This is a genomic window from Pseudofrankia coriaricola (assembly GCF_032027725.1).
Lineage (GTDB): Bacteria > Actinomycetota > Actinomycetes > Frankiales > Frankiaceae > Pseudofrankia.
Map to the genome: position 1 here is coordinate 1 of NZ_JASNFO010000031.1, position 23774 is coordinate 23774.

Sequence of the window (23774 nt, forward strand, 5' to 3'; positions counted from 1 at the left end):
CTAGTGCAGCTCCGCGTAAATCTTGCTGGCCTGGCTGGTGATCAGCCGATCCAGGCGGTGGGGTCGCCGGCGTAAAGCCCGCAGGCGCAGTTGAGGGCCTGTTCGGGCGTGCCGACGGACTCGCCACTCGGCAGGTAGGAGTCCTCGTAGGCGCCGCGGCTGTCGAGGTAGATCGCGAAGCCCCACTGGTCGGGCTGGCCGGTGTAGCGCAGCCGGCACAGCGGGTAGGGGGCCGCGTCGTCCGCCTCGTCGGCGAAGACGGCGTCGAGGTAGGCGAAGTCGCCGCGGTAGCGGATGGTCAGGTCGCGCAGCTGGGGCCAGCGGGCGGTGTGCTGGGTGCGCAGCCGGTGTTCCAGCACTACCCGGGCCATCTCGGGGATCTTCGCCACGTCCCTATCCTGCCCGCCTTGGCGTGTCGGACCCGCGCGCGGGTCTGCCCGGTTCTTCCCTGTCGTCCTGGAACTGTCCCTTCCAGGATGCGGTGGGTGCTCAGGTGGGCAGCTGGTCCGGCGGTCCGAGGGTGGTCCTCGGCGCCGCGCAGCGTCAACGGTTCAAGAAGCTCGCCGGGACGGTGAGTGCCCCGTTCGACCAGGTCAGACGGGCCCGGATCCTGCTGGACGCGGCCGACGGCCGGTGGGGGCCGGTCGCGCTCGGCCGCCGCCACGGCGTGCACGCGGACACGGTCCGCCGGCTGTGCGCCCGGTTCGCCACCGACGGCGAGGCCGCGCTCGTCGACCGGCCCCGCCCCGGCCGGCCGCGCCGCTACGGCCCGGACGCCCGGCTCGCGGTGCTGGCCGCCGTCACCGAGACCGCCCCACAGGCGGCGTCGCAGTGGTCGCACCGGCTGCTCGCCGAGCATCTCGCCCCCACGGTCGGGATGTCACCGGCGCAGATCGGCCGGGTCCTGGCCGATCTCGACCTCAAGCCGCACCGGGTCCGGGGCTGGCTCAACCGGCCCGCCGTCCCGGACTTCGCCGACCGCGCCGCCGCGGTCTGCGACCTCTACCTGCACCCGCCCGCGGACGGGGTCGTGATCAGCGTCGACGAGAAGACCGCGATCCACGCCCGCTCGCGGCGCCACCCGACCCGCCCGATCCGCCCCGGCTCCCCCGCCAGGCGCGAGTTCGAGTACGTCCGGCACGGCACCGTGTCGCTGGTCGCGGCGATGGACGTCGCCACCGGCGAGGTCCTCGGTGAGATCATCCCCGGGAAGAACAACTCGGCGAACTTCACCTGGTTCCTGACCAGGCTCGACGAGGCGATCGACCCGACACTGAAGATCTACCTGGTGATGGACAACGGGTCGAGCCACACCGCGCACGCGACCCGGCGGTGGCTCGCGGCCCACCCCCGGTTCGTCGTGACCTACACCCCGAAACACGCCAGCTGGCTGAACATGGTCGAGATCTTCTTCTCGACCCTCACCCGCCAGCTCCTGCGGCGCGGCGACTTCACCTCCCGCGACAACCTCGCCAACAAGATCCTCCACTTCATCGAGGTCCACGACCGCACCGCCAAGCCCTACCGCTGGACCTACACCGGCGAACCCCTCAAAGCCGCCTGACAACCCCAGCAAGACTTACGCGGGGCAGCACTAGTCGATCGGAGGGGCGGAAGCTTCGATGGCCTCGTCGGGGCTGGGCACGACCGTGGGGAGGGCCGCGACGGCGGCCTCCAGAAAGTCGAGGGCCTCGGTCGCGGTTGTGGCCCAGCGCAGCAGGTCGCGTGCGTTGGGGCGGACGAAGCCACGGTCGACGAGGCCGTCGACGAGCGTGTGCAGGTGGGCGAAGACCCCGTCGGGATCGCACACGACGATCGGCTTGGTGTGCATGCCGAGCATCGCCGCGACCCACACCTCGAACAGTTCTTCAAGCGTGCCGAGACCGCCGGGCAGCGCGAGGAAGGCATCCGCCCGACCGTCCATGATCGCCTTACGCTCCCGCATGGTCTCGGTGATGATCAGCTCGTCGGCGTCGGTATCCGAGACCTCCAGCTCCAGCAGCTTGCGCGGGATCACCCCGAGGGTGTGCGCACCGCCGGCGCGGGCGGCGCGGGCGACCCCGCCCATGCAGGAGATCGAGCCTCCGCCGGAGACCAGGTCGTGGCCGCGGGCGGCCAGCTCCGACCCGACCTGGGCGGCCAGCAGCACGTAGCCAGGGTCGATGCGCTCGGACGACGAGCAGTAGACGCATATCCTCATAGGGCACACAGCCTCACCGGGGGCACGGCCTCACCGGGGGCACAGCCTCACGAGGCCACCCGGCCTGGCTCGCTCGGCGGGAGCGAGGGCCGAACGCCGCCCGGGCCCGCCGTGCCCTCGACGACCAGCCGGACCGCCTCATCGACGTCGTCGGTGATCGAGACCAGGTCCAGGTCGGTCTCCTTGATCCGGCCGGTCGCGGCGACCGTCGAACGCAGCCAGTCCAGGAGACCACGCCAGTAGTCGGTGCCCATCAGCACCACCGGGAACCGGGTCACCTTGCCGGTCTGTACCAGGGTGAGCGCCTCGAACAGCTCGTCGAGCGTGCCAAAGCCACCCGGCAGGCACACGAACGCCTCGGCGTACTTCACGAACATCGTCTTGCGGACGAAGAAGTACCGGAAGCTGACCCCGAGGTCGACCCAGTCGTTGAGCCGCTGCTCGAACGGCAGCTCGATGCCGAGCCCGACGGACAGGCCGCCGGCCTCCTGCGCGCCCCGGTTGACGGCCTCCATCGCGCCCGGGCCGCCGCCGGTGATCACGGCGAAGCCGGCGTCGGCCAGGGCGCCACCCAGCCGGCGGCCCACGGCGTAGTCCTGATGGTCGCGCGGTACCCGGGCCGACCCGAACACGGTCACCGCGCGCGGGAGGTCGGCGAGCAGGCCGAAGCCCTCGACGAACTCGCTCTGGATACGCAGCACCCGCCACGGGTCGGAATGGACGAAGTCCGCGGAATCCTGGTTGGCCAGCAGCCGCTGGTCGGCTGTGGAGTGGCGGACCTGCCCGCGCCGGGCGACCTGCGCGCCCCGGCGTTGTTCCGGCGGCGGTGGCGACAGGTGGTCGGTGTCGGGCTCGCCCTGGCTCTGCCCCGCGGGCACGGGCGTGCCGAGCACGTCCGCCGCGTCAGGCAGGGCGGCCGGCTCACCAGACTGGAAGCGTGTCACCACGGCACCATAGGCCAACCGCGGACCGGACCCACGGGGCCGGTCAGTACGGCGCAGGTTTGACATATGAGATAGATCATATAAATCTGCGCGAGCGCGCGCGACGGGCGCCGAGTCCAGCCATCGCCGTCATGCCGTGGATCTCGCTGGTTTCACCCGCGCGGTGAGGTAGGCCCGCAGGACGCGCTCGGCTTCGTCGACCAGGGCCAGTTCGACGTACTCGTCGCGGGTGTGGGCGAGGTTGGGGTCTCCGGGGCCGTAGTTCAGGGCCGGGATACCGAGCGCGGCGAAGCGGGCGACGTCCGTCCAGCCGTACTTCGCCCGCGGGGTACGGCCGGTGGCGGCCAGGAAGGCACCCGCCGCCGGCGCCGCCAGGCCGGGCGGCGCGCCGGCCGCGCTGTCGGTCAGTTCCAGCTCATACCCGGCGAGCACCTCGCGGACGTGCGCGAGGGCGCCCGCCTCGTCCCGGTCCGGGGCGAACCGGAAATTGATCATCACGTCGCAGCGGTCCGGGATGACGTTGCCGGCCACCCCGCCCGAGATGCGCACGGCGGACAGGCCCTCCCGATACTCACAACCGTCCAGGACCACCGCGCGCGGCTGGTAGGCGGCGAGCCGCGAGAGCAGGTCACCCGCTCGGTGGATGGCGTTGTCGCCGAGCCACGAGCGGGCCGAGTGGGCCCGCCGGCCCGGCAGCGTCGCCACCACCCGCAGCGTGCCCTGGCAGCCCGCCTCGATCTCGCCGGCGGTCGGCTCCATGAGGACCGCGAGGTCGCCGTCCAGCCAGTCGCGGTGCGCCGCGACGAGCCGGCGCAGCCCGTTTCGGGCGGCGGCGACCTCCTCGTTGTCGTAGAACACCCAGGTCAGGTCGTGCGTCAGGCTCGCCAGTGGCACGGTGGCGGCGAGGTGCAGCATCACGGCGACGCCCGCCTTCATGTCGGACGTCCCGCAGCCGTAGAGCCGGTCGCCGTCGCGGCGGGCCGGCAGGTTCTCGGCGACCGGGACGGTGTCCAGATGGCCGGCGAGGACCACCCTGCTGGGCAGGCCGAGATGGGTGCGCGCCACGACCGCGTCGCCATCGCGGTCGACGGTCAGGCCGGGCAGGCCGGCCAGGGCCTTCTCGACCGCGTCCGCGAGCGGCCCTTCACCACCGCTCACCGACTCGACGTCCACCAGCGCCCTGGTCAGCTCCCCCGGCGGCGCCGCGATGTCCAGCTCCATGCCCGCACCCTATTGCCGAGCGTCCCGATGCCAAGCCAGCCACCGCCGGTGACAGCGCCTCTAGCGCAGCGTCAACGCAACCACGTCGTCAGCCCGGCACCACTCCAGCCACCGTCATACGCCTGTACCCGGCACCACGCGGGGAGCAGGGTCCCTGCCGGATCGGCGAAGCCGATCTGGGAGGTCAGGCTCAGCGCCCGACAGGCGCTGCCCGGTTGTGGGCGCGGAGCGTCCAGCAACGGGAGCGCCTCAGGCGCTGACGCCGTGCTCACGCAGGATGTCATTGAGGGCCAGCTTGTCGTGGATCTGGCCCTCGGCGAGGGTGCGCAGCACCACGATGCAGGGCATCGCGAAGTCCCCGCCCGGGAAGTTCTTGACCCGGCTGGCGCCGACCGCGACGGCCCGCTCCGGGATCTCGCCGCGCGGGTACTCCTCGCCGGTCGTGGCGTCGAACACGTGGGTGGACGCGGTGAGGATCGAACCGGCCCCGAGCTTCGCGCCACGGCGGACCCGGGCGCCGTCGACCACCATGCACCGGCTGCCGACGAAGGCATCGTCCTCGATGACGACCGGCACGGCGTTCGGCGGCTCGAGCACGCCGCCGAGGCCGACACCACCGGAGAGGTGCACGTTGCGGCCGACCTGCGCGCACGAGCCGACGGTCGCCCAGGTGTCCACGAGGGTGCCGGAGTCGACGTAGCCGCCAATGTTGGTGTAGCTCGGCATGAGCACGGCGCCGGGCGCGATGTGAGCGCCCCAGCGGACGATCGCGCCCGGGACGACGCGGACACCGTCGAACCGGGTCTTGAGCGGCACCCGGTCGTGGTATTGGAAGGCACCGGCCGCCGACTCGACCATCGGCAGGACCTTGAAGGACAGCAGGATGGCCCGCTTGGCCCGCTCGTCGACGACGACCGCGCCGCTCGCCGCGACCTGTGCGACCCGGGCCTCGCCCGCGTCGATGGCGTCGACGGCCGCGACCACGGCCTTGCGGGCGTCGGAGTCGTCCGGGCTCAGCTCGGCCCGGCGCTCCCAGAGCTCGTCGACGACGGGGTCAAGCGGAGAGGCGAAGGATTCAGAGGTGCTCACCCGCCCGACCCTAACCGCCCTGGACGGAGGAACAGGCCGAGGAGGTGCGAGGGGCGCAGCTGCCCACGGACCTCGGCTGGCCGGTCCTGGCGCCAGCCCCACGGGACCGGACGGCTAGAGGGCCAAAGGAGGTGCGAAAATGCTCCTCCTTCGCACCTCCGGAGGCCCCCGTCCCAGAAGCACTGGAGGGCCAAAGGAGGTGCGAAAATGCTCCTCCTTCGCACCTCCGGAGGCCCCCGTCCCAGAAGCACTGGAGGGCCAAAGGAGGTGCGAAAATGCTCCTCCTTCGCACCTCCGGAGGCCCCCGTCCCCAGAAGCACTGACGGGCAGATCTCCACGCCCACCCGGACCCACCCGAAAAGCCAGCAGCCGCGCGATCACCTGGTGATCACGCGGCTGCTGGCCGAGAACCGTCTGGCCTCAGCGGATGTCGGGCGGCTCCGCCGGCCAGGTGGGGTCGGGAGCCGGAGGGTTCCCGTAGGTGTCGGCGAGGCCGGCGATGTTGTCGAACACCGGTGGGCCCTGCCGGTTCCCCGCCTGACGACCGTCGGCCCGCTGGCCGGCGGCCGAGTGCCCCGTGTCGGGGCGCCCCAGGTCGGAATGCCCCAGGTCGGAGTGCCCTCGCTGGGTGTAGCCCGGCATCGTCGGCATCGCCCCCGGCCCCGGCTGCACCGGTCCCGGCTGCTGGCCATACCCCGGCTGCTGGCCAGGCTGGCCATATCCGGGCCGGGCCGGGCCGGGCGCGGGAGCGCCCTGTCCGTAACCGGGCACCGGCCTGGCCTGACCCGGCTGCTGCTGGCCGGCCTGCGGTGCGTGTCCGGCGGACGGGTACGCGTACCCACCAGTACGCAGGCCCCCCGTCGGCGGGCCGGTGCGCAGGCCCCCCGTGGGCGGGCCGGACGGCCGTGGCGGCGGCAGCATGGCCATCCGCTCGGGCACCGTCGCGACCTGGGCGTCCGGCGCGGTCAGCGCGACCCGGACATGCCGGCGGCCGGCCTCGCCGTAGAACGTGCCGGGCGCGACGAGCACGCCGACGCTGGCGAGGGCGTCCACCGTAGCCCAGGCGTCCTCCCCGCGGGTCGCCCACAGGTACAGCCCGGCCTCGCTGTGCTCGATCGTGAACCCGGCGACCGCCAGGGCCGCGCCGAGGACGGTACGCCGGTTGACGTACCGGGCCCGCTGGTCGGCCACGTGCATGTCGTCCGCGAGCGCCGCCGTCATCGCCGCCTGGACCGGGTCCGGCAGCATGAGACCCGCGTGCTTGCGGAGCTCGAGCAGCTCGCGGACCAGCACCGGGTCACCGGTGACGAACCCGGCGCGATAGCCGGCCAGGTTCGACCGCTTCGACAACGAGTGCACGGCCAGCAGGCCCTCGTGCGAGCCGCCGCAGACGTCCGGGTGCAGCACCGAGACAGCGCGGGACTCCCAGCCCAGCTCGATGTAGCACTCGTCGCTCGCGACGATCGCGCCGCGCTCCCGCGCCCAGGCGACGACCGCACGCATCTCGTCGATGCCCAGGCAGCGGCCGGTCGGGTTGGACGGGGAGTTGAGCCAGACCAGCGCCACTCCGTCCGCTGGCCCGTATACGGGCTCGCAGCGGGCGAGCAGCGCCCCGACCTCGTACGTCGGGTAGGCCGGCGTCGGCACCCAGACCCGGTCCCCAGGCCCCAGGCCGAGCTGGCCTGGGAGCTGGGCGACCAGCTCCTTGGTCCCGATCACCGGCAGCACCGCCGACGGGTCGACGAGCACCCCGAGCCGCCGGGCCAGCCAGCCCGCCGCCGCGTCGCGCAGCCCCGGGGTGCCCCACGTCAGTGGGTACCCCGGGGAGTTCGCCGCCGCGGCCAGCGCCTGCTGGACCACCGCCGGCACTGGGTCGACCGGCGTCCCGACGGACAGGTCAACCAGCCCGTACGGGTGCTGGCTGGCCTTCTCCTTGTACTGGGCAAGGAGATCCCACGGGAAGTCGGGCAGCCGCACCTTCGACCGGGCACGCCGGCCGGAGACCGCGGCGGGGTGTGGCATTCGGGAGGATCCCGGCGTCCCCGCTGGGCCGCTCAGTGCCACTGCTTCGCTCCGTCCGCAACGAGCTCCGGCCCCGTCCTCGCTTCGCTCAGACGTGACCTCCGCTCGTTGCCTCCTGCGCTCAATGCCACGGCTGAGCTCCGTCCGCAACGAGCTCCGGCCCCGTCCTCGCTTCGCTCAGACGTGACCTCCGCTCGTTGCCTCCTGCGCTCAGTGCTCGCCCTGCGGCGCCAACGCGGCCACCACAGGCGGGTCGTAGTCCAGAGCTCCGACCTTGGACGCGCCGCCAGGCGAGCCCAGTTCCTCGAAGAAGTTCGCGTTGATGTCGGTGTACGGCTTCCACTGCTCGGGCACATCGTCTTCGTAGTAGATGGCCTCAACCGGGCAGACTGGCTCGCATGCACCACAGTCGACGCACTCGTCAGGCTGGATGTAGAGCATCCGACCGCCTTCGTAGATGCAGTCGACCGGGCACTCCTCGATGCAAGCCCTGTCCTTGACATCGACACAGGGCTCGGCGATGACGTAGGTCACCGGATGTTCCTCCTCGGCTCACGGGCGACTGATTCCTTAGTATCGACCTCGACCGTTCCGTGTCGACAGCAAGGGCGTTCGCTGGTCGTGTATGTCGTCCGCATCACTCGGGCCGACATCGGCGCGCGGGTCGTGATCCGGCGCCGCATCGCGGGGCCGGTGCCGCTGACGGACGTTATCGGAACCCTCCAGGCATGGACAGCCGGGGTCTTGACCATCGCGCACGCAAACGGCGAGATCATCAGCATTCCGGAGGACGATCTCATCGCGGCCAAGGTCATTCCCCCGCCCCCCATAAGGGGAGCACAGCGGGGTCGGCGACAGGATCCGGACGCCCAGGATGTGGAGGCCCGCCCATGAGCGCCCGCAGCCGAGCCCAGTTCGCCGATGTCGTGCGCCAGACACCGATCGATCTCGCGCTCGCCTGTCAACTGATCGCGTCCGAGGCCGAGCCGGACGCGGAGGCCGCCGACGTGCCCGGCGCACTGGACCGGCTCGCGGACGAGGCGCGCCCGGTGCTCGTGGCCAAGACCACACGCGCCACGGCCGCCGGCGCCACCCCCGGCGGCTCCGCCGAGGAGCTACCGGCCGGGCAGGACCCGATCGACGCCGCCGAGGCGCTGCACGAGTCACTCGGCCTGCGCGCCGGGTTCGCCGGCCGCGAGAGCGACTACGACGACCTGCGGGCCTCTCTGCTGCCGGCGGTGCTGCGCCGCCGGCACGGCCTGCCGATCATGCTCTCGGTCATCTGGCTGGAGGTCGCCTCACGGCTCGGCGTGCCGGCCTACCCGGTCGGGCTGCCCGGTCACATGGTGGTCGCGCTCGGCACCCCGCGGGAGTACGTCCTCGTCGACCCGTTCACCGGCGGCCGGCGGATCACCGTCCACGACGCGGCGGCCCGTGTCCGGGCCGCCGGGGTGCCGTTCAGCCGCGCTCAGCTCGCGCCGATGAGCTTCGAGGACCTGCTCGCCCGGGTGCTCGGCAACATCCGGGTGCTGGCCGCCCGCTCCGACGCCACCGCGACCCGGCTGTGGGCGGTCGAGCTGTCCCTGCTGCTCCCCCACCACCCGGCGAGCCTGCGCCGTGAACGCGGCGAGCTGCTGATCCGTCGCGGTGACTTCCTCAACGGCGCGACCGACCTGGTCACCTTCGCCGACGCGGTCGAGGTCGCCGAACCCACCGCCGCCGCGGCGGCCCGCTCCGCGGCCATCTCCGCCCGCGCCCGCCTCAACTAGCGCGGGAGGGGGAAGGCGGTCAGGCCGCGGCGGCTGGGGCGCACGACGGCCACCAGGATGGGTGCCAGCACACCGATGGCCAGAAAAAGGTAGGCGGTGGACGAGGAGCGCAGCATCAGGTCACCCTCGGCGCGGGACGAGCCGAGCGCGAGCACGACCGGCGCCCAGCCGACCAGCATGATGCACGCGCCGAGCCGGGTCCCCGTCAGCCAGCGCACCAGCATCGGGACGCCGACGTTGCCGACGACGACGAGCAGCAGGCCGAGGGAGAGCAGCGTGTCACCCAGCCGCGGGCCGGCCGGCACGGCGGCCACCCCGTAGACACCCAGGACGACGCCCGCGAGCAGGCCGAACGCGTAGGCGCCGCCGAGGAAGAGCCGGGATGGCTCCGCCGGCTCGACGACCGGCAGGCTGCCGAGCCCCGTCACCCTCGCCGCCACCGAGTCGGCCAGACCGCCCGCGCCGCCCGCGCCGGGCCCACCAGGCGTCGGTTGGCGCGGACCTGGGCTGGGACGAGGCATACGTCGACAGTAGCGCCGGGGCGCGCGTCGTCCCGCCGCCGGGCGCGACAGGGCGCGAGGCGGCGGCGACGGTGCGGCTAAGGCTCGAGGCCCGCGAACAGATCGGCCTCGTGGCCGACGTCGCCAGCGGCCGCGGCACCGCTGGCAGGCCCCGGAGTGCCCCGGGTGAGGACGTAGTGGTCGATCCCGAAGGCCTCCCGGCCGACGCCGTCGGCCAGCGCGAAGAAGAAGCCGTCGACGGCGATCTGGGTCCGATGCGCCCGCATCGCCGCGATCTTCGCCGAGAGGAACTCCGGCGCCTCGACCTGGGTCGTGATCTGCTCGTCCGGCACGCCCATCGGGATGTCGTCGGCGCTCGTCGCCCCGTGGAACGGGCTGTTCTCGTCCTCGGCGAAGTACTCGACGCCGCGTTGCACGAACGACTTCGGCACCGCCGTCTCGTACAGCTTCGACGGCGCCCACGGCGCCCCCGCCTCCGGGGCGAAGGCCGGGTCGGCCGCGGCGGTGAACGCGGCGACCGTGATCTGATGCGCCCGGATGTGGTCGGGGTGGCCATAGGCGCCGTTGGCGTCGTAGCTGACCAGCACCTGCGGGCGCACCTCCCGCACGACCCTTACCAGCTCGACCGTCGCCTCGGTGAGGTCCGCCTGCCAGAGGCAGCGCGGGTCGTCGTTGCCGGGGGTGCCCATCATCCCGCTGTCCCGGAACCGGCCGGCGCCGCCGAGAAACCGGTGGTCCGCCAGGCCCAGGGCGGCGCAGGCCCGCTCCAGTTCGCCGATCCGGTAGCCGCCCAGCTGGTCGCCCAGGTCGCTGCGCAGGTTCACCAGCTCGGGGGCGAGCACCTCGCCGAGCTCACCGAGGGTGCAGGTGACCAACGTCACATGGGTGTCGGGACGCGCGGCGTACGCGGCGATCGTGATCCCGGTACCGATCACCTCGTCGTCCGGGTGGGCGTGGACGAACAGCACCCGGCGCGGCGGCGTTCCCGCCAGCCCGGTCGCTGGCGTCTCGCTCATGCGCCGGGCCCGTCGTAGCCGCCGGGGTTGCGCCGCTGGAACTCCCAGGCGTCCCGGCACATCTCGTCGAGGCCGCGGCGGGCGCGCCAGCCGAGCACGCCGATGGCGTGCGTCGGGTCGGCGACCAGTTCGGCGACGTCGCCGGCGCGTCGAGCGACCACCTGGTACGGCAGCGGCCGTCCGCAGGCGACGCTGAACGCGTCCAGCAGCTGCCGCACCGACGTCCCGGTGCCGGTACCGAGATTGACGGCCCGGAAGCCCGCGGCGTCGCCGATGTGCTCAAGCGCCGCGCGGTGGCCTTCGGCGAGGTCCATGACATGGATGTAGTCGCGCACGCCGGTGCCGTCCGGGGTCGGGTAGTCGTCGCCGAACACCGACAGGTACTCCCGCCGACCGACGGCGACCTGCTGCAGGTAGGGCATCAGGTTGTTCGGGATCCCGCGCGGGTCCTCGCCGAGCAGCCCGGACGGGTGGGCACCGACCGGGTTGAAGTAGCGCAGCGCCATGACCTGCCAGTCCGGCTCGGCGGCGCACAGATCGGCCAGGATCTGCTCGCACATCCACTTGGTACGCGAGTAGGGGTTCGTGGGGCTGACAGGAGCGTCCTCCCGGATCGGGAGGACGTCGACATCGCCGTGGATCGAGCAGGACGAGGAGAAGACCAGCCGACGAGTGCCATGCTCGCGCATCACCTCGACGAGGCGCAGCGTCGCGTTGATGTTCGTGTCGTAGTACTCGACCGGCATCGTCACCGACTCGCCGACCGCCTTGCGCGCGGCGAAGTGGACGACCGCCGCGACGGGTGTCGTGGCGAACAGCTTGCCGAGCGCGGCGACGTCGCGGACATCCCCTTCGACGAACTCCAGCCTGTCGGCCGCGCTGCCCGCTACCTCTCGGATCCGGTCCAGGGCCCGCGGCGAGCTGTTGACGAAGCTGTCGACCCCGATCACCCGGTAGCCGGCCGTCAGCAGGTCCACGCACGTGTGCGACCCGATGAACCCAGCCGCCCCCGTCACCAGCACCGTCTCACCTGGCGTCGCGCTCACTGTGTTTCGGGTTCGCTCCGTCGCCGCACTCATCGCCCCCCCATCCGTCGCATTCGCGCCGAACGGGGCCCCTGCTCGGCCTCGTCCTCGTTCCTCGGACGAGACCTCCGCTCGCTTGCTCCTGCGCTCACGGACCACCCGTCTCCTTGGTATGGAGTCCGGCGGCGTCCTCGCGCGCCGGACGGCGTCGATGTCCGACCCCGACCGTACCGGCCGGACGCTACGCCCTAGGGACATCCCACGCGGGAAGGTCGCTTCGCGACCTTCCCGCCAGCGGCGCCTTAGACGGCCGCCCGGCGGCGGGAGCGGAGCTTCTCGCGGTCGGCGGCTGCGAGGGCGACCTTGCGGATCCTGACAGTCGCCGGGGTGACCTCGACGCACTCGTCCTCGCGGCAGAACTCCAGCGCCTGCTCCAGGGTGAGCTGTCGGTTCGGGGTCAGCCGGACCAGCTCGTCGCCGGTCGACGAGCGCATGTTGGTGAGCTTCTTCTCCTTGGTCGGGTTGACGTCCATGTCGTCCGCCCGGGAGTTCTCACCGACGATCATGCCCTCGTAGACGTCGGTCATCGGGGGAACGAACATCGTGCCGCGCTCCTGCAGGTTGAACAGGGCGTAGGCGGTCGTCGGGCCGGAGCGGTCGGCGACCATCGAGCCGGTCGCCCGGGTGCGCAGCTCGCCGAACCAGGGCTCGTAGCCCTCGAAGACGTGGTGCAGCAGGCCGGTACCCCGGGTCTCGGTGAGGAACTCGGTGCGGAAGCCGATCAGGCCCCGGGCGGGCACCAGGTACTCCAACCGGATCCAGCCGGTGCCGTGATTGATCATCTGCTCGAGGCGGCCCTTGCGCACGGCGAGCAGCTGGGTGAGGGTGCCGAGGAACTCCTCGGGCGCGTCGATCGTGAGCCGCTCGACCGGCTCGTGCACCTTGCCGTCGACCTCCCGGATGACGACCTGCGGCTTGCCGACGGTGAGCTCGAAGTCCTCCCGGCGCATCAGCTCGACCAGGACGGCGAGCTGCAGCTCGCCACGGCCCTGCACCTCCCAGGTGTCCGGGCGCTCCGTCGTCAGCACCCTGATCGACACGTTGCCCACGAGCTCCGCGTCGAGGCGCGCCTTGACCAGGCGGGCGGTGAGCTTCTTGCCGGACTTGCCCGCAAGCGGCGAGGTGTTCACGCCGACGGTCATGCTGATCGACGGCTCGTCGACGGTGATCACCGGCAGCGGGCGCGGGTCCTCGGGGTCGGCCAGCGTCTCACCGATGGTGATGTCCGGGATGCCGGCGATGGCGATGATGTCGCCCGGGCCCGCCTTCTCGGCCGGGGAGCGCTCAAGGGCCTGGGTCATCAGCATCTCGCTGACCTTGACCCGCTCCTGGGTCCCATCGGCGCGGCAGAGCATCACCTGCTGGCCGCGGTGGATCGTCCCGTTGTGCACCCGGCACAGCGCGAGCCGGCCCAGGTAGGGCGAGGCGTCCAGGTTCGTGACCAGCGCCTGCAACGGCGCGCCCTCGATGTAGGTGGGCGTCGGGATGGTCTCCAGTAGCAGGTCGAACAGCGGCTTGAGGTCCGGGGAGTCCGGGCTGTCACCGTCGGCGGGACGGGTGGTCGATGCCCGGCCGGCCTTGGCGTTGCAGTAGATGATCGGGAACTCGATCTGCTCCTCGTCGGCGTCGAGGTCGAGGAACAGTTCGTAGGTCTCGTCGACTACCTCGGCGATCCGGGCGTCGGAACGGTCGACCTTGTTGATGACGAGGATCACAGGCAGCCGGGCGGCGAGCGCCTTGCGCAGCACGAACCGGGTCTGCGGCAGCGGGCCCTCGCTCGCGTCCACGAGCAGCAGCACGCCGTCCACCATCGCCAGGCCCCGCTCGACCTCGCCCCCGAAGTCGGCGTGGCCAGGGGTGTCGATGATGTTGATCGTGGTGTCGCCGTAACGGACCGCGGTGTTCTTCGCGAGGATCGTGATGCCCTTCTCGCGCTCCAGGTCCATCGAGTCCATGACCCGGTCGGTGAGGTCCTCGCTCGCATGCGCGCTGAAGGCGCCGGACTGGCGCAGCATCGCGTCGACCAGGGTGGTCTTGCCATGGTCGACGTGGGCGATGATCGCGATGTTGCGAAGGTCGGCGCGGCCGCGGACGACGCCGGTGGACTCGGCGCTGGTGGGCTCGGTGCTGGTCAGCACGGTGGTGGGCTCCGGGGCGGACAGGGGGTGCTCGACCCCGAGATGATCGTTACGAGGAACGCCCGGATCCGATGACGGTGGCGCGCAACCACGGTCCCTCATGTCATGGTCCGTCGGTCCGGCGCCCGCCAGGCGTGCCGACAGCCCGGGCGGATCCAACTAGTCCGGCCGCAGGCGTCCGTTCCATCGTACGGACTCGCGCGGGGGCATTACGCCGCGCGAGAGCCTGGACACCCACCCGCCGACGAGATTTCAACAACAGTACGACGCACGGCCCCGCGCGGAGAGGAACCGAAAGGGGACGAGCGCGCGGGACGACAGGCGGACAGAGGAACCGTGCCGGGTCGGCCGACGCCGGTCACCGCGGCCTGACTGGCCGGTCGGCGCGGGCCAGAGCGCGCGACGATGGCGACGCCGCGCGAACCCGCTAGTGCCCGCGGACCGGTCACCCAGCAGGTCGGACAGCGGGTCAGACCGCGGGGAAGACCAACGGCTCCGGTTCGAGAAGGCGCCGACGCAGGGCATCGACGAGCGGCAGATCGGCGGGCAGCCAGCTGACGTCCCCCAGCTCCGCGACGGACAGCCAGCGCAGTTCGCCGCCCTCGACCGCGCGCGGCGTACCGGAACAGATCCGGCCGAACCACACGCGCAGCCGCCAGCCGGGGCTCGCGAGCTCGACCTGGCCGAGCACCGGGCCAGCCTCGATCTGGACGTCGAGCTCCTCGCGGCACTCGCGTTCCAACGCCTCCAGCTCGTCCTCACCCGGCTCGACCTTGCCGCCGGGGAACTCCCACATCCCGGCGTAGGCCGGCGGCGACGTCCGCCGCGCGGCCAGCACCCGGCGCTGGCCGTCCAGCAGCGCGACCGCCACCACCAGTCGCCCGCGGCCCGCACGGACGTCCCCGGGACCAGCGGCCGCGCTGGTCACTGGGGCTGTCGGAACCGGCGCGTCGGCTCGCGGCGGCCGCCCGACCCCGGCGTGGCGCGTCTGGAGCCCACCACTCGGCGCGGTGCCCGGCGCGGAGCCGGCATCCAGCTCGGGTTCCATACCTGGTGACTTTCCCAGATCGCCGGGGCACCACGGGTAGCGACCCTCGCCCAACCGGACCAATGGCCCAACCACGGCGACGGTCGCGGTCAGGCAGCACCGGACGGTTCTCGGTCGTTCAGGGGCAGCGGCCCCGATGTCGGCACGCGCGCGATCTCATCGGAGCGGTCCGGTGGTCATCGCGGACGGCAGGCTGAGAAGGTGTTCGCATGTCGGACTTGTCGCGACGGCCAGGTCGTGCCGTGGTGGAACGGCCGGCGCCAGACGCGCCCGGGAACGGGGCCCCGGGCCCGACGCGAGGACGGATCGTCGGGGTGGACGCGGCCCGCGGCGCGGCGCTGCTGGGAATGGTCGCGACGCACGTCATACCGCCGCTCGACGCGCAGGGCCGGCTTACCACGGCGCACCTGGTCGCGGCCGGGAGGGCGGCCGCGGCGTTCGCCGTGCTCGCCGGCGTGGCGCTCACGCTGGTGACCGCCCGGGCCGCCCACCCGCGTACCTCGACCTTCGCCCGAGCGGTGTGCATCGGCGCCATCGGCCTGGCGCTCGGCCTGACGAGCACGCCGGTCGCCGTGATCCTGCCGTACTACGCGGTGTTCTTCGTGCTGGCGCTGCCACTGCTGCGGGCTCCCCGATGGGTGCTCGCCGTGGTCGCGGCGAGCGCGCTCCTCGTCGAGCCGGTACTGAGCCAGCTGGTCCGCCCGCATCTGCCCGAGCCGCTGATGAGCAACCCGTCCTTCGACGATCTGGTCGTCTCGCCGTGGCGGCTCGCTCTGACGATCCTGCTGAGCGGCTACTACCCCGCGCTGGCCTGGATCGGATACCTCTGCGCCGGCATGTTCGTCGGCCGGCTCGACCTGCGCCGGACGCGGGTCGCCGGCCTGCTGCTCGGCACGGGCGCGGCGGTGGCGGTGGCGGCCTCGGCGCTGTCGTGGCTGCTGCTCGGCCCGCTCGGCGGGCGCGACGCACTGCTGGCCACGAGCTCGGTGCTTCCGGGCGTCGGCCCGATCGCGCCCAGCGAGGTCCCGTCCCTGCTCGAGGGCGGGCTGTATGGCAGCACGCCCACGCAGTCCTGGTGGTGGCTCGCCGTCGACACCCCGCACACATCCGCGCCGCTCGATCTGCTGCACACCACCGGCACGGCCGTGGCGCTGCTCGGCGCCGCCCTGCTCGTCGCTCGGCTCGGTGCCGCCGCGGCGGTCGTGATCTGGCCGCTGGCCGCGGTGGGCTCGATGACGCTGACCTGGTACACCCTGCACGCGTGGGTGCTCTCCACCGAGCTGCCGCGGGGTGACAGCTATGCCTGGCTCTACCTCCAGCAGGTGATCCCCATGCTGGTCCTCGCGTCGCTCTGGCGCCTGACCGGCCGCCGGGGCCCGCTGGAGGCGGTCATCTCGGCACTAGCCCGCCGGGCGTCCGCGCAGCACTCACCCGGCTCGCCGGCCCCACCGCGCGCGTCGTCCGCCTGAGCCGCCCTAAACGTTGAAACGGAAGTCGACGACGTCACCATCGGCCATGACGTAGTCCTTGCCCTCCATGCGGACCTTGCCGGCCGCTCGGGCCGCGGCCATCGAGCCCCTGGCCATCAGGTCGCCGAAGGAGACGATCTCGGCCTTGATGAAGCCACGTTGGAAGTCGCTGTGGATGACACCCGCGGCCTCGGGAGCCGTGTCGCCCTTCCTGATCGTCCAGGCGCGGGCCTCCTTGGGGCCGGCGGTCAGGTAGGTCTGCAGGCCGAGGGTGTGGAAGCCGATCCTGGCCAGCGCCGTCAGGCCGCTCTCGCTCTGCCCCAGCGATGCCAACAGCTCGGCGGCGTCGTCCTCGGGCAGCTCCAGCAGCTCCGCCTCGACCTTGGCGCACAACACGACGGCATCGGCGGGCGCGACGAGGCTCGCGAGCTCCTTGTGCCTGGCTTCGTCAGCGAGGGCGTCCTCGTCGACGTTGAAGACGTAGAGGAACGGCTTCGCGGTGAGGAGGAAAAGCTCGCGCAGCAGGGCAAGGTCGATCGACGGCGCGGCCGACAGGGGCCGTCCCTCGTCGAGGACCGCCCTCGCCGCCTCCACGGCGGCCAGCATCGCCTGCTTGGTCTTGTCGAGCTTGGCTTCCTTCGCGAGCCGGGGCAGCCGGTTGTCGATGGTCTGCAGGTCGGCGAGGATCAGCTCGGTATTGACGGTGGCGATGTCGTCCGCCGGGTCGACCCGGCCTTCGACGTGCACCACGTCCGGATCGGAGAACACCCGCACCACCTGGCAGACGGCGTCCGACTCACGGATGTTGGCGAGGAACTTGTTGCCGAGGCCCTGTCCTTCGGAGGCACCGCGCACCAGGCCGGCGATGTCGACAAAGCTGACGGTGGCCGGCACGATCCGCTGGCTGCTGTACAGCTTGGCGAGCTGCGCGAGCCGGGGGTCGGGCACCCCGACGACCCCGACGTTCGGCTCGATCGTCGCGAAGGGGTAGTTGGCGGCCAGCACGTCGTTGCGGGTCAACGCGTTGAACAGCGTCGACTTCCCGACGTTGGGCAGCCCGACGATGCCGATCGACAGACCCATGCCTTGAGTTTACGGATCGGACGCTCCGCGCCCGATCCTGTCGGGCGCTGCGCGCCCTCTTCACGTGGTCCTGAGCACAGGCCCATGGCGATGGTCGGGCTGGGCCCAGGTCGGCGAGGTGGTCGCGTTGGCACAGCGCCAATGCACGGTCACTGTCGGTGGCCGGGCTGCACGACTGGCTCGCCAGAACAACGTCACGCCCTGCCTGGGGGTTGTCGGACCTGGATGGTTGGCTGTGCGCATGGACGCGTCGGGGGTGCTGTTCGCGCTCGTCTGCCTGGTGTTCGGCGCGGGGGGCGGCTACCTCGTGGGCAGGCAGGCCGGGGCGCAGCGAGCGAACGCCGACGTCGCCGGTCTGCGGACCGCGCTGGAGTACGAGCGCAAGTCGGCCGGCGAGCGGGTCGCGCTCGTCGAGCAGAGCCAGCGGCGCCTGGCCGAGACGTTCCAAGCGCTGTCCTCGCGGGCGCTGGAGGGAGCCAGCCGACAGTTCCTGGACCTGGCCGCCGCCCGCTTCGACGAGGCCGGCACCCGCGCACGTGGCGACCTCGACATGCGGCACGTCGCCGTCGAGAACCTGGTGACGCCGCTGCGCGAGACGCTCGCGCGGATGGAGGAACGGCTGCGCGAGCTGGAGACCGCCCGCACCGACGCCTACGCCACGCTCGTCGAGCAGGTGCGGGCCACCCGCGAGGCCTCCGACGCGCTGCGCACCCAGACCGCGCAGCTGGTGACCGCGCTGCGCAAGCCGCAGGCACGCGGCGCCTGGGGTGAGCTGCAGCTGCGCCGCGTCGCCGAGGTCGCCGGCATGCTGGCCCGCTGCGACTTCACGGAGCAGCACACCGTCACCGGTGACGAGGGAGAGACGACCCAGCGGCCGGACATGGTCGTTCACCTGGTCGGCGGGCGCAGCATCGTGGTCGACTCCAAGGTCCCCATGGCCGCGTTCCTCGAGGCGGCCGAGGCGGCCGAGGACGCGGTGCGGGCCGAGCGGCTGGCCGCGCACGCCAGGCACCTGCGCACGCACGTGGACCAACTGGCGTCAAAGGCCTACTGGCGCCGGATGGACTCGCCGGAGTTCGTCGTGCTGTTCGTCCCGGCCGAGGCCTTCCTGGCACCCGCGCTCGACCACGACCCTGGCCTGCTGGAGTACGCCGCCGGCAAGGGCGTGGTGCTCGCCACGCCGACGACGCTCATCGCGCTGCTGCGCACCGTCGCCTACGCCTGGACGCAGGACGCGCTGACCACGCGGGCCAAGGAGGTCTACGAACTCGGCCGCGAGCTGTACGCCCGGCTCGGCACTCTGGGTGAGCACGTCGACAGGCTCGGCGCGTCGCTGGGGCGGGCAGTGAAGGACTACAACGCGGCCGTCGGGTCGCTGGAGGGCCGGGTGCTGGTGTCGGCTCGCCGACTGGCCGGGCTGGAGGTCGTCGAGGAGGAGCTGGCCAGCCCCAAGCCCGTGGAGGTGGGCGTCCGCCCGCTGACGGCCGCCGAGCTCGTGGCCGAGCCCGGTGGGCCAGAACCGCTAGAAGAGCTGGACCTCGAGGGGCTGGAGCTGGTGTCGTCGGCGCCCTTCGCGACGCCGGCGGACACCGCCGGCGCGGCAGCCGCCCAGGCGGCTTCGCCGAGTACCGGAGCCCCCACGGAGAGTTGAAAAGGCCGGTGGCTGGTACAGCCGCGAACTATCGTGCTGACGCATTCTTAAACCTGGGGCGGTACCTTGCCCACGTGAGTCTGCCCGACCGGCAACCCGCCGGCCCCCGCGGTCGCCCCGACCGGCCACGCGGACCGGCCGACCGTCCCCCCATCGGACGGCGTCGCCCGACCCTGCAGCCGACGACGGTGATCAGCGACAACCGTCGGGGGCTCACCGCCTTCGGCGCGTCACTGGTCGTACTGATCATCGGCGCGGTCGGCGCGGCCGCCGACGTGGCCGTCTTCGGGCATCTCGGCTGGATCTTCGGCGTGCTGTTCGTCTCGGCCTGCGCCGCGAGCACGTTGCGCACGCATGTGGACGACCTGGTGGGAGTCGCCATCATGCCGCCGCTGGTCTATGCGGCGATCACCGCCGGGGTCGGTTTCCTGCATCCGGCGACCGGCAGCGACGGCGGGCTCAAGACGAAGGCCATCGACATCGGTTCCGAACTGATCCTGCGAGCGCCGAGCCTCCTGACCGCCGAGCTGTTGGTGATCATCATCGCGCTGGTCCGCGCCCGCCGGGCGGCGGTGGCACGCCGCGAGCGCGCCCGCGCGATGGCGGCCAGCCGAACCCGCCGCGACGGCCGGCCGTAGCGCAGATCTGAGCCAGCCAGGTGGCCGACCCGCGAGCGATCCGCGCGGGTTAGAACGGGACCGTTGAATAGGCCTGAAGCTTGGTGAGCTGGTGCTGGCTGTCCACGCGGCGGATGGTGCCGCTGCGCGAACGCATGACCAGCGACGACGTGCTCGCGCCGCCCGGCCGGTAGCGCACCCCGGCGAGCAGCTCGCCGTCGGTGATGCCGGTGGCGACGAAGAAGACGTTGTCGCTGTTCACCAGGTCGCCCGTGGTCAGCACCCGGGTGGTGTCGTGGCCCGCGTCCTCGACCTTGCGTCGCTCGTCGTCGTCGCGAGGCCAGAGACGGCCCTGGATCACGCCGCCGAGGCAGGTCACCGCGCAGGCAGTGATGATCCCCTCCGGGGTGCCCCCGACCCCGAGCAACAGATCGACACCGGTGTCCGCGGAGGCGGCCATCACGGCGCCGGCGACGTCGCCGTCCGAGATCAGCTTGACGCGCGCGCCCGTCGCCCGGATCTCGTCCACCAGCGTGGCGTGCCGCGGCCGGTCGAGCACGACGACGGTGACGTCGCGCGGGAGGATGCCCTTGGCCTTTGCCACCGCACGGACGTTGTCCTCCACGGAGGCGTCGATGTCGACGACCGCGGCGGCCTCCGGGCCTGTCACGAGCTTGTCCATGTAGAAGCAGACGCTCGCGTCGTACATCGTGCCGCGCTCGCTGACGGCCATCACCGAGACGGCGTTGTTCATGCCCTTGGCCGTCAGCGTCGTGCCGTCCACCGGGTCGACGGCGACGTCGCACTCGGGGCCCTCGCCCGAGCCGACCTCCTCGCCGTTGAACAGCATCGGGGCCTCGTCCTTCTCGCCCTCCCCGATGACGACCACGCCACGCATGGAGACGGTGCCGACCAGCCGGCGCATCGCGTCGACGGCGGCGCCGTCGGCCCCGTTCTTGTCGCCGCGGCCCACCCAGCGGGCGGCGGCGAGCGCGGCGGCCTCGGTCACCCGGACCAGTTCTAGCGCCAGGTTGCGGTCGGGTGCCTGGCCTTGCACGGCAAGCGGTTCGGGGACTGCGCTGCTGTCATGTGCCACAGCAGAAGACTAGTTCGCGGGCTCCGTCGCCGCCCGCGGTTGTGACCGCCGTCCGGTCCCGCCACGAGGCGCGGCGGCGGGCGGGCGCGGCGCGCGAAAACGGGCGCGGGCGGCCGTCATGCCCCCTCCGCACGGCGGCCGCCCACGCGTCACGTCCGACGCCTTGCTTGCCCGGAAGGTTGCGCCGGCCGGTGAGTGTCGGGCGCCACGCTCCCCCGGTCGTTGACCGCCAGGCCGACCAGCATCATGGGGGCGTGGCACGTAAGCGTGGTCAGGAGACCATTCGGGACATGACGCTCTCGCTCGCCGTCGTCATGGCGGGCGTCTTCGCCTTCGTCTTCTTCGTTCTCCCACGCGGCGACGACGAGCAGGCGGTCAAGGTCGTCGACAACGCCGCCGTGTCGGTCACCTCGTTCGCCCGGCAGGCCCCTTACCAGGTGCTCGCGCCGTCCGGCCTGGCCCAGGACCTGTGGAAGCCCACGTCCCTGCGGGTCCAGGCCCCCGGCGCGGTTCAGGGCGCCGACACCGACCTCGCGGTGCTGACCATCGGCTACGTGGTCGACCGCAAGGGCCACCGGACGTTCGCTCGTTACGAGGTGAGCAACGCGCCGGACGCCGTGCAGCGCCTGCTCGGCAACCGCCCGGTAACCGGGCATCGCGCGATCGCGGGCGAGACCTGGGACGAACGCCGCGACGACGACGGCCATCTGGCACTCACGCGCACGGCCGGCGGCTCCATCGTGATCGTCGACGACGGTGACGGCTCCGGCGGCGCGAGCCCCGCGGACCTCGATGCGCTCGCCGCCTCGGTGCGCCTGGTCTCGACGGCCTCCTCCTGACCGCCCCGGGACCGCGCCCGCCGGCCCGCGGAAGGCCACCCGCCGTCAGAGTGGCGAGCGGCCCGGGCCGGGCGCGGGCTCGGCGGCGGCGATGCGGGCCCGGGCGCCCTCGAGGAGGGCCTGGCAGGTTCTGGCCAGTTCCTCGCCACGTTCCCAGAGGGCCAGCGACTCCTCGAGGGTGACCCCGCCCGCCTCCAGCCTGCGTACGACGTCCTCCAGCTCCGCGCGGGAGTCCTCGAACGTGGGCCCGCCGCCGGCGGGCCCGCCAGGCCGCACGGCGGCCTGCTCTGTGTTCGGCTCGGTCAAGCGGGGCTCCTCAGTCTGCGTTCCTGGATGTGAATCGGCGGGTGCCGGCCGCCACGCGCCGGGTGGTCGGCTGCCGGCTGACCCGGCTGGCTGGCCGGGTCAGGGAACGGGGTCCGGCGCCGGGTCCAGGCCTCGTGGAGGGGGCGGCGGGGGCGGGGGGCGGGGCCCCGCCGCCCCCCGCGGCGTGGCGGCCGGGGCCGCCACGCCGCCGGCGGCGAGGCCGGTGACGACCGCTCCGAACGAGCCCCCCGCGACCCGGATCCGCAGTGCCTGGTCCGCGGTGAGCGCCGCCGGGTCCCGGACGATGGCGCCGCCCGCCGCGTCCTGCACGAGCGCGTAGCCGCGATCGAGGGTCGCCGCCGGGGAGAGGGCACGCAGGCGGGCGGTGGCGTGGGTGAGATCGCGGCCCGCGACGTCGACGGCGTGCGTCACGCAGCGGCGCGCCCGCCGGGCGAGCGCGTCCACGGCCTCCGCCCGCCGGTCCAGCTCCCGGTGCGGCGCGGCGAGCACCGGCCGGCCGCGCAGGTCGGCGAGCGCGCGGCGTTCCCGCTCGACTCGCTGGTCGACCACCCTGCGGGCGCGGGCGCGCAGCTGCGCGACGATCGCCGCCTGCTCCGCGACGTCGGGCACCACCCGCTTGGCGGCATCCGTCGGGGTGGAGGCGCGCACGTCGGCGACGTAGTCGAGCAGCGGGCTGTCCTGCTCGTGCCCGATCGCGGACACCACGGGAGTGCGCGCCGCGGCGACCGCGCGCAGCAGCGCCTCGTCGGAGAACGGCAGCAGGTCCTCCAGCGAGCCACCGCCCCGGGCGATCACGATGACCTCCACCTCCCGGTCGGCGTCGAGCTCGCGCAGGGCGTCGATGACCTGACCGGCGGCGAGCGCCCCCTGCACGGCGACCTCGCGGGTGACGATCCGCACCGCGGGCCAGCGGCGCCGGGCGTTCTCCACGACGTCGCGCTCGGCGGCGCTCGCCCGGCCGGTGATCAGCCCGACCGCCGTCGGCAGGAACGGGAGCCGGCGCTTGCGGGACGCGGCGAACAGCCCCTCGGAGGCGAGCAGCTGGCGCAGCGCCTCCAGCCGGGCGAGCAGCGCGCCCACGCCGACCGGCCTGATCTCGAAGACGTCCAGCGACAGGGTGCCCCGCCCGGCGTAGAACGACGGCCTGCCCCACACCACCACCCGCGCGCCGTCGACCAGCGCCGGCCCCACGGCGTCGCACACCGCTCGCGCGCAGGTGACCTGCAGCGAGACGTCCGCGACCGGGTCGCGCAGGGTCAGGAACACCGTGTTCATCCCGGGCCGGCGGGAGATCTGGGTCACCTGCCCCTCGACCCAGACGCGCCCGAGCCGGCTGATCCAGTCGCCGAGCGCGCGGGACACCGTCCGCACCGGCAGCGGCTGTTCGGGACTCGATGTCAACGCCACGCCCGCACGGTAGGACATACCGACGGGCAGGTCCCGGCCCTGGGCCCCCGGGCGCGTGGCCTCGGCACGGTTTTCGACCTGGTGACGGCATGTTCCCAGGTATGCCTTGCTCATCACACTGCCGGCCCGCCGTGGCACGACGCGCCGTCGACCGGCCGACACCCCCGTCCGGAACTCTTGTCCGCCCAGGCCGCTGACCAGGCACGACAGGCGGAAGCACTGAGTAGGACGG

23 protein-coding genes are annotated in these 23774 nt (G+C 72.7%); 7 read left to right on the top strand and 16 right to left on the bottom strand.

What is annotated here, in order from left to right; translation table 11 throughout:
* Positions 1-41: 41 nt before the first annotated feature.
* Entirely contained in the window at positions 42-389 is a 348-nt protein-coding gene (locus QOZ89_RS16790; protein WP_071049086.1) for a hypothetical protein, read from the bottom strand.
* Positions 390-493: 104 nt separating this feature from the next.
* Between QOZ89_RS16790 and QOZ89_RS16795 the strand changes: the two genes are divergently transcribed.
* Positions 494-1564, top strand: a complete 1071-nt coding sequence (locus QOZ89_RS16795) for an IS630 family transposase (protein ID WP_241841751.1) — start codon at positions 494-496, stop codon at positions 1562-1564.
* 30 nt (positions 1565-1594) lie between these two features.
* On the opposite strand, the gene QOZ89_RS16800 is transcribed toward QOZ89_RS16795, so the two are convergent.
* From QOZ89_RS16800 to fdxA, 6 genes are all read right to left on the bottom strand, one after another.
* Positions 1595-2200, bottom strand: coding sequence for an LOG family protein (locus QOZ89_RS16800; protein WP_071051406.1), 606 nt, complete (start codon positions 2198-2200; stop codon positions 1595-1597).
* Positions 2201-2247: 47 nt separating this feature from the next.
* The gene (locus QOZ89_RS16805) at positions 2248-3144 is read right to left on the bottom strand and encodes an LOG family protein (RefSeq protein WP_241842034.1); all 897 of its coding nucleotides are present in this window, start codon (positions 3142-3144) and stop codon (positions 2248-2250) included.
* Between the two features lie 129 nt (positions 3145-3273).
* On the bottom strand, positions 3274-4365 hold the full coding sequence (gene dapE, locus QOZ89_RS16810) for a succinyl-diaminopimelate desuccinylase (RefSeq protein WP_071051407.1): 1092 nt from the start codon (positions 4363-4365) through the stop codon (positions 3274-3276).
* 249 nt (positions 4366-4614) lie between these two features.
* On the bottom strand, positions 4615-5454 hold the full coding sequence (locus tag QOZ89_RS16815; protein ID WP_071051408.1) for a 2,3,4,5-tetrahydropyridine-2,6-dicarboxylate N-succinyltransferase: 840 nt from the start codon (positions 5452-5454) through the stop codon (positions 4615-4617).
* A 420-nt stretch (positions 5455-5874) separates the two neighbouring features.
* Positions 5875-7476 carry a succinyldiaminopimelate transaminase gene (gene dapC, locus QOZ89_RS16820; RefSeq protein ID WP_312624179.1) on the bottom strand — a complete coding sequence of 534 codons (1602 nt, stop codon included), beginning with the start codon at positions 7474-7476 and terminating at the stop codon, positions 5875-5877.
* Between the two features lie 210 nt (positions 7477-7686).
* Complete coding sequence (gene fdxA, locus QOZ89_RS16825; protein WP_071051409.1) at positions 7687-8010, bottom strand: ferredoxin; 324 nt, start codon at positions 8008-8010, stop codon at positions 7687-7689.
* 87 nt (positions 8011-8097) lie between these two features.
* Between fdxA and QOZ89_RS16830 the strand changes: the two genes are divergently transcribed.
* Complete coding sequence (locus QOZ89_RS16830; protein WP_071051410.1) at positions 8098-8370, top strand: putative acetyltransferase; 273 nt, start codon at positions 8098-8100, stop codon at positions 8368-8370.
* The gene (locus tag QOZ89_RS16835; protein ID WP_071051411.1) at positions 8367-9245 is read left to right on the top strand and encodes a transglutaminase family protein; all 879 of its coding nucleotides are present in this window, start codon (positions 8367-8369) and stop codon (positions 9243-9245) included. The genes QOZ89_RS16830 and QOZ89_RS16835 overlap by 4 nt, the downstream gene beginning before the upstream one ends.
* On the opposite strand, the gene QOZ89_RS16840 is transcribed toward QOZ89_RS16835, so the two are convergent.
* The 5 genes from QOZ89_RS16840 to QOZ89_RS16860 all read right to left on the bottom strand — a co-directional run bounded on the left by QOZ89_RS16840 (position 9242) and on the right by QOZ89_RS16860 (position 15053).
* Positions 9242-9673: a DUF6113 family protein gene (locus QOZ89_RS16840; protein WP_312624180.1), complete on the bottom strand. Its 432-nt coding sequence runs from the start codon at positions 9671-9673 to the stop codon at positions 9242-9244. The two genes, QOZ89_RS16835 and QOZ89_RS16840, sit on opposite strands and share 4 nt — an antisense overlap.
* 170 nt (positions 9674-9843) lie before the next feature.
* The gene (gene mshB, locus QOZ89_RS16845) at positions 9844-10782 is read right to left on the bottom strand and encodes an N-acetyl-1-D-myo-inositol-2-amino-2-deoxy-alpha-D-glucopyranoside deacetylase (protein WP_071051413.1); all 939 of its coding nucleotides are present in this window, start codon (positions 10780-10782) and stop codon (positions 9844-9846) included.
* Positions 10779-11861 (bottom strand): UDP-glucose 4-epimerase GalE, encoded by a 1083-nt coding sequence (galE, locus tag QOZ89_RS16850; RefSeq protein ID WP_198543424.1) that lies wholly within the window; start codon positions 11859-11861, stop codon positions 10779-10781. Before galE ends, mshB begins: the two co-directional genes overlap by 4 nt.
* Before the next feature lie 248 nt (positions 11862-12109).
* Positions 12110-14107, bottom strand: coding sequence for a translational GTPase TypA (gene typA / locus QOZ89_RS16855; protein ID WP_274536586.1), 1998 nt, complete (start codon positions 14105-14107; stop codon positions 12110-12112).
* A gap of 367 nt (positions 14108-14474) precedes the next feature.
* The gene (locus tag QOZ89_RS16860; protein WP_083419309.1) at positions 14475-15053 is read right to left on the bottom strand and encodes a (deoxy)nucleoside triphosphate pyrophosphohydrolase; all 579 of its coding nucleotides are present in this window, start codon (positions 15051-15053) and stop codon (positions 14475-14477) included.
* 314 nt (positions 15054-15367) lie between these two features.
* Here QOZ89_RS16860 and QOZ89_RS16865 point away from each other — a divergent pair, with 314 nt between their 5' ends.
* Entirely contained in the window at positions 15368-16522 is a 1155-nt protein-coding gene (locus QOZ89_RS16865) for a heparan-alpha-glucosaminide N-acetyltransferase domain-containing protein (protein ID WP_241842035.1), read from the top strand.
* A 6-nt stretch (positions 16523-16528) separates the two neighbouring features.
* Here the strand turns inward: QOZ89_RS16865 and ychF are convergent, their stop codons facing one another.
* Positions 16529-17605 (bottom strand): redox-regulated ATPase YchF, encoded by a 1077-nt coding sequence (gene ychF, locus QOZ89_RS16870; protein ID WP_071051415.1) that lies wholly within the window; start codon positions 17603-17605, stop codon positions 16529-16531.
* A 241-nt stretch (positions 17606-17846) separates the two neighbouring features.
* On the opposite strand from ychF, the gene QOZ89_RS16875 reads away from it, so the two are divergent.
* Positions 17847-19256 (top strand): DNA recombination protein RmuC, encoded by a 1410-nt coding sequence (locus tag QOZ89_RS16875; RefSeq protein WP_083419310.1) that lies wholly within the window; start codon positions 17847-17849, stop codon positions 19254-19256.
* A 188-nt stretch (positions 19257-19444) separates the two neighbouring features.
* The gene (locus tag QOZ89_RS16880; RefSeq protein WP_241842036.1) at positions 19445-19894 is read left to right on the top strand and encodes a DUF6542 domain-containing protein; all 450 of its coding nucleotides are present in this window, start codon (positions 19445-19447) and stop codon (positions 19892-19894) included.
* Positions 19895-19943: 49 nt separating this feature from the next.
* Here QOZ89_RS16880 and glpX read toward each other — a convergent pair whose 3' ends face one another.
* On the bottom strand, positions 19944-20930 hold the full coding sequence (glpX, locus tag QOZ89_RS16885; protein ID WP_241842037.1) for a class II fructose-bisphosphatase: 987 nt from the start codon (positions 20928-20930) through the stop codon (positions 19944-19946).
* Between the two features lie 293 nt (positions 20931-21223).
* Here glpX and QOZ89_RS16890 point away from each other — a divergent pair, with 293 nt between their 5' ends.
* Positions 21224-21808 (top strand): DUF4245 domain-containing protein, encoded by a 585-nt coding sequence (locus QOZ89_RS16890; RefSeq protein ID WP_083419322.1) that lies wholly within the window; start codon positions 21224-21226, stop codon positions 21806-21808.
* Positions 21809-21853: 45 nt separating this feature from the next.
* Here QOZ89_RS16890 and QOZ89_RS16895 read toward each other — a convergent pair whose 3' ends face one another.
* Together QOZ89_RS16895 and xseA are read right to left on the bottom strand one after the other, a co-directional pair.
* Complete coding sequence (locus QOZ89_RS16895) at positions 21854-22114, bottom strand: exodeoxyribonuclease VII small subunit (protein WP_083419311.1); 261 nt, start codon at positions 22112-22114, stop codon at positions 21854-21856.
* Between the two features lie 99 nt (positions 22115-22213).
* Positions 22214-23542, bottom strand: a complete 1329-nt coding sequence (xseA, locus tag QOZ89_RS16900; RefSeq protein WP_312624181.1) for an exodeoxyribonuclease VII large subunit — start codon at positions 23540-23542, stop codon at positions 22214-22216.
* Between the last annotated feature and the right edge of the window lie 232 nt (positions 23543-23774).

Excerpts from the sequence above, each read along its gene's own strand:
- QOZ89_RS16800 (WP_071051406.1), bottom strand. The coding sequence starts at position 2,200 with ATGAGGATATGCGTCTACTGCTCGTCGTCCGAGCGCATCGACCCTGGC.
- dapE (WP_071051407.1), bottom strand. The coding sequence starts at position 4,365 with ATGGAGCTGGACATCGCGGCGCCGCCGGGGGAGCTGACCAGGGCGCTG.
- dapC (WP_312624179.1), bottom strand. The coding sequence starts at position 7,476 with ATGCCACACCCCGCCGCGGTCTCCGGCCGGCGTGCCCGGTCGAAGGTG.
- QOZ89_RS16835 (WP_071051411.1), top strand. The coding sequence starts at position 8,367 with ATGAGCGCCCGCAGCCGAGCCCAGTTCGCCGATGTCGTGCGCCAGACA.
- mshB (WP_071051413.1), bottom strand. The coding sequence starts at position 10,782 with ATGAGCGAGACGCCAGCGACCGGGCTGGCGGGAACGCCGCCGCGCCGG.
- galE (WP_198543424.1), bottom strand. The coding sequence starts at position 11,861 with ATGAGTGCGGCGACGGAGCGAACCCGAAACACAGTGAGCGCGACGCCA.
- typA (WP_274536586.1), bottom strand. The coding sequence starts at position 14,107 with ATGAGGGACCGTGGTTGCGCGCCACCGTCATCGGATCCGGGCGTTCCT.
- QOZ89_RS16860 (WP_083419309.1), bottom strand. The coding sequence starts at position 15,053 with ATGGAACCCGAGCTGGATGCCGGCTCCGCGCCGGGCACCGCGCCGAGT.
- ychF (WP_071051415.1), bottom strand. The coding sequence starts at position 17,605 with ATGGGTCTGTCGATCGGCATCGTCGGGCTGCCCAACGTCGGGAAGTCG.
- QOZ89_RS16875 (WP_083419310.1), top strand. The coding sequence starts at position 17,847 with ATGGACGCGTCGGGGGTGCTGTTCGCGCTCGTCTGCCTGGTGTTCGGC.